The sequence below is a fragment of the Dictyobacter formicarum genome (genome assembly GCF_016587435.1).
The window spans coordinates 355,359-372,897 of the sequence record NZ_BNJJ01000009.1 but is presented as its reverse complement, the minus strand read 5'-3'; the positions used below and the strand labels follow the sequence as shown (position 1 = coordinate 372,897).

At 51.1% G+C, this 17,539-nt stretch carries 14 protein-coding genes; 6 read left to right on the top strand and 8 right to left on the bottom strand.

The genetic code is table 11. The features are described from left to right. The 5 genes from JMI88_RS17995 to JMI88_RS17975 form a co-directional block, all read right to left on the bottom strand. A partial coding sequence (locus JMI88_RS17995) for an ABC transporter ATP-binding protein (protein ID WP_201363307.1) occupies positions 1-592 on the bottom strand: 592 nt, incomplete at its 3' end. A gap of 62 nt (positions 593-654) precedes the next feature. After that, positions 655-3,726, bottom strand: coding sequence for an FtsX-like permease family protein (locus JMI88_RS17990; protein WP_201363306.1), 3,072 nt, complete (start codon positions 3,724-3,726; stop codon positions 655-657). A gap of 60 nt (positions 3,727-3,786) precedes the next feature. Next, positions 3,787-4,821, bottom strand: coding sequence for a WD40/YVTN/BNR-like repeat-containing protein (locus JMI88_RS17985; protein WP_201363305.1), 1,035 nt, complete (start codon positions 4,819-4,821; stop codon positions 3,787-3,789). A gap of 19 nt (positions 4,822-4,840) precedes the next feature. Then, positions 4,841-5,497 (bottom strand): response regulator, encoded by a 657-nt coding sequence (locus tag JMI88_RS17980; protein WP_201363304.1) that lies wholly within the window; start codon positions 5,495-5,497, stop codon positions 4,841-4,843. Next, positions 5,498-7,237 (bottom strand): sensor histidine kinase, encoded by a 1,740-nt coding sequence (locus JMI88_RS17975; protein WP_201363303.1) that lies wholly within the window; start codon positions 7,235-7,237, stop codon positions 5,498-5,500. It lies immediately after the preceding gene. Between the two features lie 605 nt (positions 7,238-7,842). Here JMI88_RS17975 and JMI88_RS17970 point away from each other — a divergent pair. Then, a complete protein-coding gene (locus JMI88_RS17970; protein WP_201363302.1) occupies positions 7,843-9,243 on the top strand; it encodes a glycoside hydrolase family 30 protein in 1,401 nt (466 codons plus the stop codon). 139 nt (positions 9,244-9,382) lie between these two features. Here JMI88_RS17970 and JMI88_RS17965 read toward each other — a convergent pair whose 3' ends face one another. Then, positions 9,383-10,687, bottom strand: coding sequence for an acyltransferase family protein (locus JMI88_RS17965; protein ID WP_201363301.1), 1,305 nt, complete (start codon positions 10,685-10,687; stop codon positions 9,383-9,385). A 5-nt stretch (positions 10,688-10,692) separates the two neighbouring features. Continuing rightward, positions 10,693-12,183 (bottom strand): glycosyltransferase family 2 protein, encoded by a 1,491-nt coding sequence (locus JMI88_RS17960; RefSeq protein WP_201363300.1) that lies wholly within the window; start codon positions 12,181-12,183, stop codon positions 10,693-10,695. An 858-nt stretch (positions 12,184-13,041) separates the two neighbouring features. On the opposite strand from JMI88_RS17960, the gene JMI88_RS17955 reads away from it, so the two are divergent. The 3 genes from JMI88_RS17955 to JMI88_RS17945 all read left to right on the top strand — a co-directional run bounded on the left by JMI88_RS17955 (position 13,042) and on the right by JMI88_RS17945 (position 14,410). Then, a complete protein-coding gene (locus JMI88_RS17955; protein WP_201363299.1) occupies positions 13,042-13,332 on the top strand; it encodes a GYD domain-containing protein in 291 nt (96 codons plus the stop codon). Positions 13,333-13,415: 83 nt separating this feature from the next. After that, the gene (locus JMI88_RS40720) at positions 13,416-13,622 is read left to right on the top strand and encodes a tyrosine-type recombinase/integrase (RefSeq protein WP_201363316.1); all 207 of its coding nucleotides are present in this window, start codon (positions 13,416-13,418) and stop codon (positions 13,620-13,622) included. 209 nt (positions 13,623-13,831) lie between these two features. Further along, positions 13,832-14,410, top strand: coding sequence for a hypothetical protein (locus JMI88_RS17945; RefSeq protein ID WP_201363298.1), 579 nt, complete (start codon positions 13,832-13,834; stop codon positions 14,408-14,410). A 341-nt stretch (positions 14,411-14,751) separates the two neighbouring features. On the opposite strand, the gene JMI88_RS17940 is transcribed toward JMI88_RS17945, so the two are convergent. Further along, positions 14,752-15,273 carry an Lrp/AsnC family transcriptional regulator gene (locus tag JMI88_RS17940; protein ID WP_201363297.1) on the bottom strand — a complete coding sequence of 174 codons (522 nt, stop codon included), beginning with the start codon at positions 15,271-15,273 and terminating at the stop codon, positions 14,752-14,754. A 149-nt stretch (positions 15,274-15,422) separates the two neighbouring features. Between JMI88_RS17940 and JMI88_RS17935 the strand changes: the two genes are divergently transcribed. Together JMI88_RS17935 and JMI88_RS17930 are read left to right on the top strand one after the other, a co-directional pair. Continuing rightward, on the top strand, positions 15,423-16,418 hold the full coding sequence (locus tag JMI88_RS17935) for a DMT family transporter (protein ID WP_201363296.1): 996 nt from the start codon (positions 15,423-15,425) through the stop codon (positions 16,416-16,418). A 6-nt stretch (positions 16,419-16,424) separates the two neighbouring features. After that, a complete protein-coding gene (locus JMI88_RS17930) occupies positions 16,425-17,525 on the top strand; it encodes an aminopeptidase (protein WP_201363295.1) in 1,101 nt (366 codons plus the stop codon). Positions 17,526-17,539 lie beyond the last annotated feature (14 nt).

Below are 17,539 nucleotides of genomic sequence, written 5' to 3'. Positions count from 1 at the left end.
CCATGTGTTGATTCAGGCTACGAAAAAAGGCCATGATCTCCTGCGTCGTGGTGGAATCCAGTTCGCCGGTGGGCTCGTCGGCCAGCAGGAGCGATGGTTGATTGGCTATAGCCACCGCTATGGCGACCCGCTGTTGCTGTCCACCCGAAAGCTGGACCGGCTTCTTTTTGCCATAGGTTGGCAGGCCGATCAGCTCTAATAGCTCGCTCGTCCGGCGCTTTCGTCGGGCCGTACCAGTGCCATTAAGTATTTGTGGTATATGAATATTCTCTTCAATCGTCAGATCCGGTAGCAGGTTGCGCCCGCTCTGTTGCCAGACATGGCCGATCACCTGGCTGCGGTAGCGCGCACGCTCCTCTTCTCCCACGCGTGTCAGGTCATGGCCCGCCACAGTAAGGCGACCCGCGCTCGGCACGTCCAGTCCGCCCAAAATATTCAGCAGCGTCGACTTACCAGAACCAGACGCACCCACGATCGCGATCATCTCACCACCGTAGACGTCCAGGTCCAGACCTTGCAGCGCGACCGTCTCCAGATTGCCGCTCTTATAAATTTTGATGAGATTATCGCAGATTACCAATGGTGCTTGCATACTATCTATCCTCCAATGGCAGGCGCGAGTATTCGCCGCGCCTGCGTGTTGCTTTCTTTCTATTAATCCTCGCTGAGGCGTAAGGCCTGGCTCATGGCTGGTCGCGATCCGAAGCGGGACGTCCATAAGAACACACAGCCACAGATGACGACAAAGATGAGCAGGGCCAGGCCAATCCAGTTCATAGGAATGGGGGCATAGCGGGCCAGTGGCAAGGTCGGACCATCAAACGCAAAGCTGAGGGTCTGCATGAAGCCATCGATCATCGAGAAAGCCGGTATGATTGTTAGCAGACATACCCATCCAATCAGCAATCCCAGCAAGAGCGAGAACAGGTAGATTACCCCCTGTTCCCATAACAGGATGCGCGCGATCTGGACTGGCGTCATACCCAGAGCTCGTAAGACCGCGAAGCTCATACGGCGCTGCTTTACGCTCAGCCAGGCCGTGAGTCCGACACCTATCAACAAAAGAATCAGGGCAACGACCAGGCCCAGCATCAGGGTTCCCCTGATAGCCACCTGTAATGGCTCGGTCAACACCCGCTCGATCAGCACACGGCGATCTTGTAGGTCAGGAAAAGCCTGGCGTACCCGGCTGAGCGAACTGGCATCATCGCGCGTCTTGAGCCAGAGGTAGTTTGGCTGCAAATGCGCCCCACCGTAGTTTTTCGCATATACAGCGCTGTAGGCCTGATAATCTACGAGCATGTTGTAGTTAAAAGGCTGGGTTTGCGTAACCGGGATATGGGGCAGGTAATTGACGCGAGCCAGCGCCACAAAGCGTATATGTTGGAATTGAGAATCAGCCGTTTTGAGGGTAAATGTCTGACCCGGCGAGAGATTTAAAGCATTCCACATTCCATCATCGACGACCACAAAAACCTCATTATTGGCCATAGCTTCCGCGCGATGGGCCACCAGTTGATCCGTCAGGGTCTTTAGCGGCTGGTCGCTATACATCGATTGCCAGTTAGCGGTCTGAGCATAGGTATCAGCGTCCACCGCCATTATTTGTACCTGTACCTGGCTGTTGATGAGGTTCATTGTATCCACATTGCCCAATGTGGTGGAGATCACACCCGGCTTATTGGCATATTGGGCCTTAAGATCCGCGAAGTCCTGGCTAGCCTTGATAGCAGGCAGGTTGCCACTGAAGTCAGCACCAACCTTATAATTTGCCACCTGCACCATTCTGGACTGCTGGGTATTAATAAACGTGAGCAGGTAGATTGATGAGCTCAATGCTAGAGACAGCAACAGAAGCATCCGCAGTGTGGCATGTGGCTGGCGCTCCATCTGCGCGAACGCGAGCACGCCGGGGGCCCCCTTGCTTCTGGTGATGATCCTGGTTCCCAGACGTGTCAGAGCAGGAAAGAAACGTAAGAAGAGCAGCACCACGGTGAGCATGATGACTGCCGCACCCAGAAAGGCCAGGGGAGCCAATAGGTTGCGTGCCGTTATAGAAGCTAGCAGTTGATAATAGCCCAGGCCTGCCACGATCACCACGAGCAGAAAGAAATCCACCCCCATCCGCATCCATAATGGCTTCTGCGTGGTACGCGAATGTTGCTGACGCAGTTCCACAATACCGATGTGCGAGGCGCGGCGCAGCGAGATCATCATTACCAGCAGCGCGCCTGCCACCGTTATCAGCGCCGCCAACCAGACCTGCTGGATCGTCATGGGAAGATTCGCAAACATGGTCGCAAACGCGTTCGGGGCCTCGGCTGATGCCAGGGATTGAGCCACCATGCCAACCAGCACCATGGCCAGTGCAGGCCCGGCCAGTAACGCGATCAGGCACAGGATAACGCCTTGCATAGCGAAGGCGCCAAAGATATCGCGCTGAGTGGCCCCACGACTACGCAACATCACAATAGTGGTAAGCTGACGCTCAACCAATATATTCGCCAGCAGGCTCACGGTATATAAGGCCAGGCCCAGGAGAGAGATCAGCAACAGGGTAACAACCACCTGTCCAATCGGGATATGAGACTTATAAAGTATTAATCTCTCCATCGCGGCCGAATAAATGCTCAGGCTGGTAACATGTGCATCCGGTATGGCTATACCATAAAATGAATTCTGTAGTTGCTCATACGTATTAATTACGCCAGCTAAATTGTACGCCTCGATATGCGAGATATTTAATGGATAGCTATAATACCAGGTAAACTGAGGGTTAAGATCCCCAGTACCAGGACCACCAGATAGAGGCGCCCTGGTAGTCTGTGAGGCTGTATAGCTTAACGTCTGTGTCGTAGCAACTATAGGCTGCCGGGAGGTCACAGCTACCGGCGCGTCTGGTCCCGGCTCCACATTGCCCAGGACATTATTCGACGGAGAAATCTTAATAGAAGAGGCTCGTGGCAAGACAGTCGGGAACAAGCCCAGAACGTCATTGCTGCCAGCGGATGTGTCGATACCCTGGTTGGACTGATCTGATGGGGTAAGATAGTTCGAAAGCCAGATATTCCCGGCTTCATGATGTATCGCCACAATACCTACAACATGCAGATTCCAGACGGCCGAACCAGCCGCGATGGGATAGCGCACCTGCTGCCGACTACCCAGTTGCAAGCCCAGTTTGTTGGCGACCGCCTCGGTCAGCGCTATCTCGATCTCGTTATCGGTGGCGGGCTGCATCTGTGGCAAACGTCCCTTTAACACAGTTACCTGTTGTGCCATCACGGAAGCTTCAAATCCATAAACGCTCACATACATGTCAGGGGCAGCCTTACCGGTCCTGGTATTCAACATCTGCAATCTGGGCGTAGACAGTGTGAAAGGTGCATTCGTCCCTACATAGCCAGGCAGACGCATCTGCATAACATGATCGATGTGGTTGGATATCGATTGCTGCTGTGCGGCGGTGGGGTGACTGCTGTAAAAAGTCGCTGTAATCTGCGCACCGCCTGGGGTCTGCTTGAGCACACCCTGCAACCCCGTCTGGATCTCCACCTGCGAGAAAAGTGGAATGGCAGATACCAATCCTACACAGGCGATCAAGCCGCAGAGCGTCACCAGCAGCAACCCCCATGTCTGCTTGAGTAGCTTCCGAGCCAGTAGAGCAATAGCGGGCAGCATTACAGCACTCGGCTGCCGCGTAAGCTTGTGCGAATACATCGCCATCAATAAACTCCTTTTTATCTTGCTTTACCAATAAAAATGATATGTATACCGGTAAATGAGCTATTGCGTATAAACTATTTTCCAGTGACCAGATTGATAATGATAAATAACGTTTCGCTCGCCCACCGCCCAGCCTTCGTTCGGAGTATGCATAGCTAGCGCGTAAAGAGCGGGTGGTACTCCATCAAGGCTAGCGGATGGAAACTGCCAGACCTCTCTGTCGTAGGTCAGCATTGACTGCTTGCCAATAATCCAGCCACTGTGCACCGTATTCATGACGACTCCCAGCAGTGCTGGCGTATCGTTGCCCGGCGAGGACATCTGTACCGGCGACCAGATACCCTGCCGATAGTGCAGGATAATGCCCTGGTTGCCAACCGCCCAGCCTTCATCGGCCGACAGCATCGAGAGATCATTTAAGGTGTGGCTGGTGGGACTGGCAAAATTGCGCCAGATCCCCTGGCTGTAGTGCAGAATGGTACCGTTTTCTCCTACCGCCCAGCCTTCCTGCGTGGAAAGCATTTTCAGGCTGAGCACATCATTGTTGGTCGGGCTGGCGACTACCTGCCAGTGGTGATCATGATAGTGCAAAATGGTGCCCCCATAGCCGCTGGCCCAGCCTTCTTGCTCCGACAACATGACAACGCTACATAGTGTTGCACTGGTGGATGCTCGTTCTGCCTGCCAGTTGTGCCCATCAAAGTGGGCCAGCTGACCGGCATAGCCTACCGCCCAACCATCATGAGCGGAAGACATCGAGATGGCCAGCAGGGGTACTGGAAATGAAGCATAAGCCACCCAGCTATCGTCCTGGTAATGCAAAATCTGTCCCTGCTCCGGCACCACCATTCTGAGAGTATTGCGCTGATTGGAAACAGCCTTAAAGCTACCGCCCACCGCCCACACATCCTGTGATGAAACCATAGCCACCCCATAAAGCGCCGGACCAATCTCAAATGGCGAATAGGCCAGCGGCATCTGCGGCGTTTGTGACGGCCCGGTATAGCTACTGCTCTGATTCAAGTAGCTACGTACAAGCAGCAAGAGCAGCGCCAGCACAAGCAAAGGTAGAAAGCGTAAAGCATAGCGACGCATACAGCAACAAAACTCCTCTTTATAACTCAATATCATCCAGGGAAATAAATCCCTGTTTGAGGGCGTAGATGACGGCCTGGCTGCGATGGGCCAGTTGTAGCTTGGTCAGAATATTGCCAACGTGTGACTTGATCGTCTCAGGACTGACGATCATGATCTCGGCAATCTCACGATTGGTGCGGCCCAGGGCGAGGTGTTGCAGCACCTCGCGCTCACGCTCCGATAAGGCTGGTTGCGTTTTTGTACTGGCGGAAAGCTCTTTAAGCACGGCGTCAGCGATCTGCGGGTCCAGCAAGGATTGTCCCCTGGCGGCGCTGCGAATAGCTTCCAGTAAAATATCGGGGGCGGCATCCTTGCGAATATAACTAATGGCGCCCGCACGTAAGACCGCAATGACCCGTGCCTCGTCGGTGTAGCTGGTCAGCGCCACAATCTGGGTAAGCGGAATCATTTTGCGCATGCGCTGGATCGTCTCGATGCCATCGATGCCGCCGGGCATCAACAGGTCCATCACCACCACATCCGGCACCCAGCGTTCAACGTGGCGCAGCGCCTCCTCACCACTGGAAGCCTCACCAACAATCTCCAGGTCGTCAAACGATTCCAGATAGGTGCGCAGTCCGTAACGGACAACCTTGTGATCATCTACCAGCACGACACGAATAGCTTCAGACATCTACTTACTCCTCTTGACGGCCAGACGTTGCCAGCATATAGTCTCAATGCTCTTTAACAGATTGACCAGCAACCAGAGCAGGCACATACTCAGTGCAGCATTCTGCACCCACATATCCCCGCTGAAGTGGAAGGCATGCAGATCAGCAATGATACCTGAGAAGGCAGCGTATCCCACCACAATCGTCCAGACGAGGAAGTCCAGCCCTAGCTGCTTGCGCTGCTGATGAACAAGCTCTTGCAACGCGGGCAGCGCCAATGTCCGGCCATAGCGTATGCGCACCCGATAGTAGCAGACGGCCAGCAGCAGAGCGAGACCGATCATGACATAGCCAGGCCAATCAAACAGTACCGCATACCAGACATAACCAAGATAGAACAAAGACAATACAGTCACGCTGCACAGGAGCTTATAGCCCTGAGCGAGCAGAGCCAGATGCTGTAGATGGTCGCGCCCTATACTGAGTGCCACCTGCATACGTGGATGCTGCGCCCATAACCAGGCCGCTATCGCTACGAACAGACATGGCCCGATCAACAGTGGAGCAAGGTGCTTTAGCATGTCAAGCAGGATGCTGGTAGTAGCGGCATGCGCTGGCATGTCGAGCAGGACGACGGACGCGGCCACATCGATGGCATAGAGGCCAAGATTGAAAATGCGACGGGTATACATAAAGGGCGTGCCGGGAGCTGCCTCGGCCTGTTCGGACTCAAGCACTGGCGCCTTCTGCGTCAGCAAGGGCAAGGCAATCTGTAGCGTTGTGCCCTGTCCAACCATACTCCAGACCTGCGCTGTCCCACCCAGCACCTTAATGCGCTCATGGATATTCTGCATACCCATGCCGCCCGTATGGGAGCGCGATGGCTGACTAGCTATGTCGAATCCCTGCCCATCGTCTCCGATCTCCAGGATCAGAAAGTGCTCCTGCTGATAGAGGCACAGCCAGACATGAGAGGCACGCGCATGGCGCGCGATATTCGCAAAGCCCTCCTGCACGATGCGGAAGAGCACCTCCTGCACCCCTGGCGGCAATTGGTCCTCAGTTGGCAGGCACTCAATCTCAAGTGTCACACTGGCGCCCGTACGATACTCGAGCGCCTGGCTCTGCATGCGCAGGGACTCGATCAGTCCAGTATTTTCTAATGCCCTGGGACGCAGTTGCTGCAACATAGCCTGCATCTCGACCTGGGCCTCGCGTGCTGTGCGTTCAATGTCATCCAGAATACTACGTACCCGCTGCAAGTCTTTATCCCAGCGCGCCCGGGCCGCCGCTGCGCTCATGGTAATGCTAAAAATCTGCTGCTTGATTGAATCGTGCAGATCACGTGCCAGGCGGTTGCGCTCCTCCTGCGCCGTGGCCTCAATCACCTGCTGCATCAGCTGATCTTTATAGGCTACTGTTTGCTGCTCGATCTCTATCTGCTGGCCGCGCCATCTCTCCATCTGTCCCGCCAGCTCAAACAATGACGTCAGAGGCCAGTAGCGCCACAGCGCCACCAGTTCCACAGGCAAACCGAGCGCCTGCCGCTCCAGAATCACCTGCAAGGCAAACATCCCTTGCGACAGATTAGCGGTCAGCAGCAGGCCAGCGCCACAGCCGATGGCCACTCCTGGCAACGTTCCCAGTTCGGACACCAGCCTGACGACAATCACGCTTACCAGCAAAAAGCTCAACAAAAATTGTAGAAGTAATAAAGCAGGGGCCTGATATATCTTTTCGCGCTGCACACTATTCTGCATATATCGTCTTCCTCATAGAATGCAGCTAATAACACTGCTAGATTGACTATTCGTTAGACACAACCATATGTACCGTAGTATAGCAAAGAGTCCGCAAATCACCATCCCCTGTGTGGGGGATTCGTAAACTCTTTGTGTAATGGAACGGGAGGCGGTGAACAACGTTTAATCACGCAAAAGCGACAATAGCAACATGGTGTAATACCACAAGGAGCCGGGCGACAAGGGTGAGCATGAATACGCAGATGATGGAGTCGGGCCAGGCGAGGGAGATCAAGAGCGCATAGATGACATCATGGGCTGGTGGTAGGAATGTAGCGGAGACGCTTCGCCGCCCAGGTTATTCATGTATTACATTGTAATTGTAATAGGTCTTTTTTACATGATTTGTTGACTTATCTTTCAGTATCTAATAAACTGAAAAATATATTGCGTGGGCTTATTTATTTCCCTCTGCAACATAATATTACTACGTTGTTAAGAAAGTGCTATCTACCCTAATGAAATTAAAATATTTATTTATAATACTTAGTATTATTTTAAGTGTTGTCGTCATAATTACTGCTCTTCTGTTAGTAAAAAGACCCTCAGAATATGCGGTAGTTGTGGCACACAAAAAAGCAGCGTTAGACGCGCATATACCAGCGCAAGTTGTATTGACGACCACGGATAAAGCAAATAAATTGACACCTCAAAGCAATATCAACTTTGCCAAAGGAGACTCATCAGAAGGCACCGTTGTGACCGTTAATGAGCATCAAACCTACCAATCAATTACAGGTTTTGGAGCATCGTTCAATGCTTCGTCAGTCTGGGAACTTGAGCATAAACTGCCTCAGGCTCAGCGTGATGTTGTGATGAAGCAACTGTTTGATCCTGAGAATGGTATTGGTATCGACATGCTGCGCCAGCCGATCGGGGCATCAGATCAAAATGCACCTGACCAGATAGTTCCGTATGGCGCTTGTTCTTATGATGATAATAACGGCATTCCGGATGATGCTAATCTCTCCCACTTCTCAATTGACCCTGATGTATCATCACATACAATTGCATTGCTTCAACAGGCCAGGAAATTAAATCCTCAGCTTAAGATTCTGGCTGTGCCGTGGTGTATTCCCCAATGGATGTTGACGGGCACAGGATACGCGCGCACATTAAATCCTGCATACTATGATCTTTATGCCAGATATCTGGTGAAGTTCATTCAGGCCTATCAGTCGCAAACTCCCTCTATTCCTATCTGGGGTATAATTCCACAAAACGAGCCTGCACATAGCTATGCCAATTTTGGAAATAACCTGACCGCGGATCAGGAGAGCACCTTTATCGAGCGCTCCCTGGGGCCAGCCCTTGCCGATGCGGGTCTATCTACGAAAATCTTGATCTATGATCATAACTGGGATATTCCAGAGTATCCCCTGCAAGTTCTGGCCAGTCCGGCCAGCAAATATGTAGAAGGTACATCCTGGCATAAATATGGGGGCAGCTACGAAGCTCAAAGTATAGTACATAATAAGTATCCGAATAAAGGTACATTTTTTACAGAAGACTCTCCTGCAGCTTTTAGCGATACACATTGGGAATGGTACATCCCTGAGGGAGCCAACCGCATCATTTCAGTCTTACGAAACTGGTCACAAACGTACATGCAATGGACGATTGCTTCTAATACCGAGCATGGTCCCGGCTCCTGTACCACATGTGGCGCGGATGTCTATGTTAATGATCAGACTGGTGAAGTCACCTATACCTCTGCCTATTACCTTCTCGGCCAATTTGGCAAATATATCAAGCCTGGAGCTCAGCGTATTGACTCAACTGACATGGGGAGTGGCAAGATCAGGAGCGTAGGCTTTAAGAATCCCGATGGCTCAATTGTGCTGACAGTATATAACGACAATGGGAACAAACAAACGTTTGGTATAAACTGGGGCGGCAAAAATATCTCATATACGCTGCCTGCGAAGGCTATTGTGACCTTCACATGGCCTGCGCACTCATAATATCTTGACAGGACAATGCAGCGGGTGAGTAAATACGTATTTACTCACCCGCTGCATTATTTCTACGTCTTTTGATATGTATATCTGAAAGCCCTAGGGTCCGCGCCTTCAAGCTGAGGCGCAGTGGCACGGCACATTCTTAATCTATATAACGTGTTCGTAGTTTCCCCTCTTTGGTAAAGAGGTGACCTAAAAAACCAATGGGATACTCTAACAGCCAGTAGCTTAAGGAAGCTACCCCCAAGGCTAGTAGGATAAGTGTGAGCACACTCACGGGAAAAAGAGGGCCAGAAGTAAAGATAAGATACCGATCCAGCCCTATGAGCAGCGGCTCATGCCAGAGAAAAATACTGTACGATATCAGGCTCAGATAAACCCATACACGCTGAGATACTGCATTTTTATTCTTTTTAAAGTTGCTCGACCCGAGTACAGCTGCCGCGATCACGAGCAACATGGCAATACTCCACATACTATGATAGAAGATGTATTCAGAGATCTCATCAACGCTGATCTCGCGGTTAATCCAGGACAGCACGATAAGCAGGAATGCGACACCACGTAGCAACCAGGGCACGTATTTGCGTACCTTGATGTGATTGTTATTAGTAGCCATCAATACCGCCAGGCCCATACCCATGGAGAAATTATCGAGTCTCCCAGGTAGAGAGAAATATACTGCATAGTTGTCAATGGGAATATGCAGAACTACGAGGCAGTAGATCTTGTAACCAACACCCACAACGAGGAGAAACGTAGGAATCGCATAAAGCATAATTGCCTTACCTTTGTGCGTCTTACAGCGGCTACAAAGATAATAGGAGAGTGGTGCCAGCATGACGAGCATGAAATAAAACCAGAACTCAACAGCAAGCGACCATGTGGGTCCAAGGGTCCAGAAAATATGTCGTGAATCAAATATTTGTGTGAAAGTCAAATGCTCTAGCAGGTCTAACCACTGCTGTGGACTTCCATAGTAACGAGTTGCCCACGTTATTAGAAAGGCTATGTAATAGACAGGAATAATGCGGATTGCCCGGCGGATCACAAAACCGCCAAGAGGATACGCCCCTTGTTGCTTCAATGCAGCCCGCGCAAATGGCAGGAAATTCAAGAAACCAGAGAGTACAAAAAATAAGGAGACGACATCATCACTATTGGTAAGAACCATCTGCAACATGGTACCTGCATAGAGTTGCACGCCCACCTGCTCAGCATGCTGGTAGCAGTGGTAACAAATAATGATGAGCGCCGTTATGCCACGGTATGCTTCCAGGCCTTCAAAGCGGGGAGATGAACTCTGTGCTTTAGTTTGTGGAACAGAAGTTTTCCCAGCAATACCTGCGGTTGGAGCTTTCATTGTCTCCAGATCAGAAATATGGGAGGCTGGAGTTTTTATTGTCTCCAGCCCGGCGATGTCTTTGTCGAATTTCGCGTCTAGCACTGGCCTTATGCTTCTCCTTTTGCTGAGGCTGTTTGAACTGCGGAACGTGGTGTTACTTTCCACTCACGCTCTCCCAGAGCCTCTTTAAGATGCGCAATCCTCGCGATATGATTCTTGAAGCCGGTGAAAAAGAACATCGACATCACAGCATAGAAAAGAAACCAGCCTCTATGTTTTCTCACATCGGGGGCCGCCACAGCATAGGCCAGGAGGACCTGCAATGGTCCAATACTAAATGTAAATAAGCTGCTCAGAACGAAAAGTGGGGCAAACCATTTAATATCTTCATGCAAGAGTTGAAACGCCAGAATTGGTACAATCTGAACAGAAAGCCACATATAGATCTCTCTCCAGCCAAGCAGATGAAAAACACCGAGTTTCTGCCGGAATGAGAGATAAGGCGATCGCAACGTGAGCATGAGATGTTTCAGTGTTACCTGGAACCATCCCTGAGCCCAACGCATACGCTGGTTCCACAGAGCCTTCAGTGTTTCTGGTGCCAGCTCTCTGGAAATGAGCAGAGGATCGTAAGCAATTTTGTAGCCCTGTTGTACAGCCCGAATAGATGAATCGATATCCTCGGTTAGCATACTGTGATCCATGCCGGTCTTGCGTAGCAATTCGGTACGCCAATAACCATTAGCTCCACCAAAGACGCCAAAGCCATGCATTCTTGCGCGTCCAGGATGTCCAAGCGCATAGATGAGCTCAAAGTCCACTGCAACTAACCGTGAGACCCAGGAACTGTCACCATTGCGAACAACACAATGTCCCTGTACGACATCGTATCCCTGGGCCAGCCATTGCCAGGCTCGGGTAAATGACGATAGAGCCGGGTGATGGTCGGCATCGAAAATACCAACGAATGTGCCCGTAACTTCACTGAGTGCGCGATTCACGTTCTGGGCCTTGGAGGTGCTGTTTTGTACTTTAAGCAACAGAAAGCGAGGATCACGAGAAGCAATTGCTCTCAATGTTTCTTCTACAGGAATATACCGCGGTGTGTTATATGCCAGGATCAACTGAAATTGTCCAGGATAATCGACGCGCAGCAGATGCTCAACGGTCTCAACAATCGTTGCGGCCTCATTAGGAAGATAGGCAGCGATAATTGCGCTTGCAGGTGGATAAGAATTACCCTCAACAGGTTTGGGATGCTCGATGCGTAATGCCGAGAGCGCTTCTACCATAATAAAGTAGGCAGTAATGATAAGTGATATAACAACGAAATTATACATGATATGCGAAATATCAAACAAATATTGCGCGCAAAGGTCATAAATCATGAAAGGTATGACAAAGGAAAGTAAAGGCGGAAAGACAATTTTGACAGTAGAAAACCATAAGCGCGAGAAGACCGATTGCAGTTTCCCAGCAGATTCTTTTGTCTCAGACGGCGATGCCACAATATCCAATGGATATTGCGCGATATCCAACGGATCGACCAGCCGCCGCAAAAGACCAGCCTGGGTAGACGTCCGGTGTGGAAGATGCATTGATCCCGCTATTGCGTAAGCATTACCACCCCTCGAGGATAGCTGATTAACACGAAAAGGTTGGGGTACAGCAACCTTAAGCGTGGAAACCTCGTCAGCATTGATGATGGCTTTAGATACCCTTGTTTCAAGGAGTGATACATCTGCATCATTCTGCATAGAAGAGTATCGATTCACAGGTGCCATATTACTCACATTCCCTAAAATATAAAAAATAGCGTAACTATTCAGGTCCGCACAAAGCAGGAGTTCATAAATAGTGCCAGATTTTGGGCCTTTAAGATCAACAAGCACCTGAATAGTTACAAATTAGCTTTTATAGTTACAAATTGATTTTTATCACTCTAACCAGAACCCAAACATGGATTTGATCAAAACAATAAGATGAATGACCTTTTTGATTGTATTAAAATCGTGATATTTTATTTTTTGTTTTTAACGCGACCATTCATCTACTATTTAGCATAGAAGATCAATAATGTCAAATGTATCTTCCCAAGTATAATATACTCTCCACCGACACATACACCAAAAACAAGCTTCATTGTTAGCGTTAGTATTTCTCGTATCATGATGTAATAAATAAATTGTATTGTTTTGCAATCATATTTCCAGGCAAAAATTCCCATAACCTTGTGTAGATAAGTTAGTGCTAAATAGGAAAAATGGCTAGACAATAAGTCAATAACGAGGACACCATTTGCTCCTCAGATAGAGTACCACTTTACCCGTGAGCTTTTGAGCATGTTCCTCGCATCGGGAACAGGTGTTACAACTGGTGCCATTGGAGACGTTATGAATCATATGTGAGGTGAGCTGGAAGTGTGACAAGTGCAGAGTAAAGAAAGGAACAAGGCTATGCCTACCTACGTAGTACTCATCAAATGGACCGATCAAGGGGTGAAGAATGACAGGGATACCGTCCAGCGCGCTCGCCAATACCGTTCTGATGTGGAACGCCGCGGGGGCAAGTTAAGCAGCTTCTACTGGACCCAGGGACAGTACGACATGGTCAGTGTCATTGAGGCACCAGACGAGCAGATGGTGATGGCGACTTTACTCGCCCTCGAGAGCCTCGGTAACGTACGCACCCAGACACTTCGTGCGTTCAACGAGACAGAAATGGAGACTATCATTCAGAAGATGTAAGACGTGATCACGCTTCCAGTCTCTCCCACATGCTCCTCCTCTCCTCCGGGCAGCAATCTCTCAATTGAATCTGGGCTTGACCAATTAAAGAACGTACTGGTATCACTGGCGTTCGCGTCTCGGCTCACACCTTTCACCATACTTTCGCCTGTACTTACCTGGAACAGGGAGGAGAGATCTATAAGCTCTCTCGGCTCCTGGGCCATAGCAGTGTCGAGGTAACAGAAGAATATCTCAAGAGTTTTCAACAACGGGCGGCGCGTAAGGATTCGGATGTTCTACACAATTAACTCAAATTGTAACTGTTAACCACTTTTCCCTACATCAGAACTGCCAGGATAAGGCATGATGGCTGATAAACTCAAGCTTACGATTGAAAAAGACAACACGACTACGGCACAGCTTATGCAAATATGTGTGTTTTTCTGCTATCTACCATGAAAAATGAAATCAGGAGTTCCTGAAACGGTTTCTTTTGAGTAAGGAGAAAGTAGCTTTTATGCGTAAGCTTCACATGTTGTTTGCAGCTCTCATGCTGTGTCTGCTGGTAAGTTTTACCATCTTGCCAACCATGGCTTCGGCTCATTCAATGTCTCAGACGGGTTCCTCTGGCGAAAAATCCTTTCAGCACGTTCCGGAGAGGCTTCCTATTCTTTTCGCGACTGGTAGTGCGACGACGGTCGTCGTGAACGGAGGGCCAACAGACATCAACGGTCTGACATTGAGGATAGAGCAGACCGCCAAGTACGCGATTTGGTTTGATGGCTCGGTAGACTTTACAAATGCAGGTCCTAATACCACGGTTAGTTGCAGCATCGTAGCTGAACGGGAAAAGGGCGGAGAATTCCCACTCCCAGGCGAGAGCTCAGTTAATAACGACAATACGAGTGGCATTCGACTCGGCATTGATGTTAAGAGCGTAGCATTTTTACAGAGAGGCGATCAGGTCGAGGTGCATTGTACTGCTACACAGGGGCAGGGAGGGATGCTAGCTATAACCACCAATAATATGAACAATAGTGTTGAATTTGTACCAAGTCCACAAATCCTAGCGATAGGCAACGTCGTCCAAGAATGAGAAGAACTCTCATTTCTTCTGATGTGACTGCTGATCGAGCATAGCGGTCAAAATAGAGTTGTTCTCAAACGACAGCTATTCGTGTGGTGAAGAGGCCGGAGCCCTGCATTTCTTTCCGGCTTTTGCCGCCATTTGGGAACAACTTTATTTATATGAGAACGAGTTTCTTTTCGTTCTACACCTGCTCCTCAGAATGGGTGACCAATCAAACACTCAAGGGTTTCTTCCACCTGTTTTTTCCCACGGGATGCGCAACGAGCGAGAAAACCTCAGAGGAATGCGTCTTCGATGCTTGCGTGAAGCGGACAACAAGCTCTCGGTGCGCATTCCTGATTTCCCCATCACCGATCCTGGGCTGGGATCTGCATGAGCATGTTCTCCTGCTCTGTCCCTCGCTTGACCATCTCCTGAGTGATGGTGCGCCGCTGCATGGGATGGGAGAAGACAAACGAGGTGGAGGGAAGACCATACTGATTGAGCCGATTCACGATGGTTTCCAGGTGATCAATCGAAGCCGCTACGGCTTTGATGACCAGCATATCACTCCCACTGACCCGATAACATTCAACGACTTCCGGAATCGTACGCGCTACATCTGCTACCCGCAGGCAGTTCTGACCAACCACCCCTTTCAGCCGAATAATCGCCAGGACTGGCAGGCCGACTTTTGCCAGATCGACCTCGGCATGATAGCCGGCAATGATCCCCGCCTCCTCCATGCGATGAATCCGCTCTGCCACCGCGGTTGAGGAGAGGCCCACGCGCTGACCCAGTTCACTATATGAGAGACGAGCGTTCTCTTGTAATTCCTGGAGCAATTTCCATCCAGTCTCATCCAGCAACTTCTCAATTTCCAATGCCATATACCCATTTACCTTTCATTTTTCAACCAGAAAGGGAGTTTTGTCTTGCTTTTCCTCTCTGTTTTCCCAGAAGACGCCTGTATAATACCAGCACCTGATGGAGAGAGGCAAGCATCAGGAAAGACTTTATCGACGAAAGGAACAAAGGTATGCACAGAAAGAGCGGAGCTGCCTTGCTGGTGCTCTCCGCAATCTGGGGAGGATCATTTCTACTGATCCGTGTAGCCGCATCAGTCCTCGGACCAATCGTGCTCATGGAGATCCGTGTGCTCCTCGCGGGACTCGTTCTCCTGGGTCTTTCGCGGCTCTCACATACCCGCCTGGATCTGCGTGAACGGTGGCGACACTATCTCGTCATTGGCATCGTGAACTCGGCGATCCCTTTTACGCTCTTCGCCCTGGCGGAGTTGCATCTCACCGCAGGGCTCGCCGCCATCCTGAATGCGACTGGCCCCCTGTTTGGGGCGGGCATCGCCGCTGTCTGGACAAAAGAAACCCTGACCACGAAAAAGGGGATCGGCCTTCTGCTTGGGCTGCTTGGGGTCGTTGTCCTGGTTGGGTGGAGCACCATCCCGTTTTCCATAACCCTGGTGCTCTCGCTTGTCGCCGCTCTGGCCGCGGCTGCGTGCTATGGTTTTGCGAGCAGCTATATCAAGGTCTATGCCGGTGGGGCAAGCCCTCTGGCAGTTGCCACCTGTAGCCAGCTCGGCGCCAGCCTCTTTCTGTTACCCCTGACGGCTGTTTCACCACCGCTGCATGTTCCAACCTTTCCCATTTTGCTCGCTGTGGCCGCGCTCGCCCTGGTGTGTACCGCTGTCGCGTACCAGTTCTATTTCTGGCTCATTGCGCACGCGGGTCCGACCAACGCGCTGATGGTCAACTTTCTTGTCCCCATCTTTGGGGTTCTCTGGGGCCTGATCTTCCTGGGCGAAGGAGTGAGTTGGGGAACAGGTCTAGGCTGTGGCTTGATCCTCGGCGGAGCAGGCCTAGTCACTGGTCTCCGTTTTGGGAAACCATCAGAGCAGCCACAGAACAAGCACGCATCTGGCCAGATTCATCGGAGCCGAGCAGAACAGCTTGAAAGTCTGGACGGCAAAACAGAACAGCAAAAAGACAGCGTGTCTCTTCTTAAAAAGAAAGGATGATTTCTCATGCACGATATTCGTCTCCACCGTTGGGCTCATACACTGGTCCACTACTCGCTTGCCCTCAAAGCAGGCGAGATCCTGGCCATTGAGGCAACACCCGCTGCGGCCCCACTCATTGAGGCTGTCTACCGGGAAGCCCTGCACATCGGAGCACACCCGGTTCCCTTTCTCAATCTGGAAACGCTTGACGAACTGCTCTTCCAGGGGGGAAACGATCAGCAACTCAACTGGCTCTCGCCCATGCATCAGACGATGGCAGAGCGGGTGGACGCACGCCTGTTCATTCACTCCAGTGAGAACACCTGTGGGCTTTCCGGCATTGATCCCACCCGCGCAGCCAGACGGAAACAGGCCCTCCAATCCATCTACGCCACGTTTCGGCAGCGCGAGCAGTCAGAGGGATTTCGCTGGTGTCTAACGCTCTATCCCACCCAGGCGTATGCACAGAACGCCAGGATGTCGCTCAGCGCCTTCGAGGAGTTTGTGTGTGAGGCGTGCTTGCTGAATGATCCAGACCCGATCGCGCGCTGGCAAGAGTTGGAAGCCCAGCAACAGCGCTTGATTGAGTGGCTCCAGGGACATGACCGGGTGCATATCCTGGGGGAAGGGACGGACCTGACCCTCTCGATCAAAGGCCGGCGCGTTATGAGTGATGGCGGCACACGAAACTTCCCTGGTGGTGAGGTGTTCACGGGCCCGGTCGAAACCAGCGCGAACGGGGTGATCCGTTTCCTGCCCTCAACCTTTGATGAGCGCGTGGTCGAGGGCATCCGCCTGGTTTTCCAGGATGGCAAAGTGGTCGAAGCCAGTGCGAACCAGCAAGAGGCGTACCTGCTGGGCATGCTCGATCTGGATGAGGGCGCCCGTTTCCTGGGGGAATTTGCCTTTGGCAATAACCGAGGTATTACCCACACGACCCGGCATATCCTCTTCGATGAAAAAATGGGCGGAACCATTCACCTGGCGCTGGGCAACAGTCTCCCAGGGACTGGGGGCCTCAACCGCTCAGCGATCCACTGGGATATGATCTGTGACGTGCGCACGGCGGGCGAGGTGTGGGTCGATGAGACGCTCTTCCTGAAAGATGGACAGATTCTCGTGTGAGCGGCAGCAGTGGA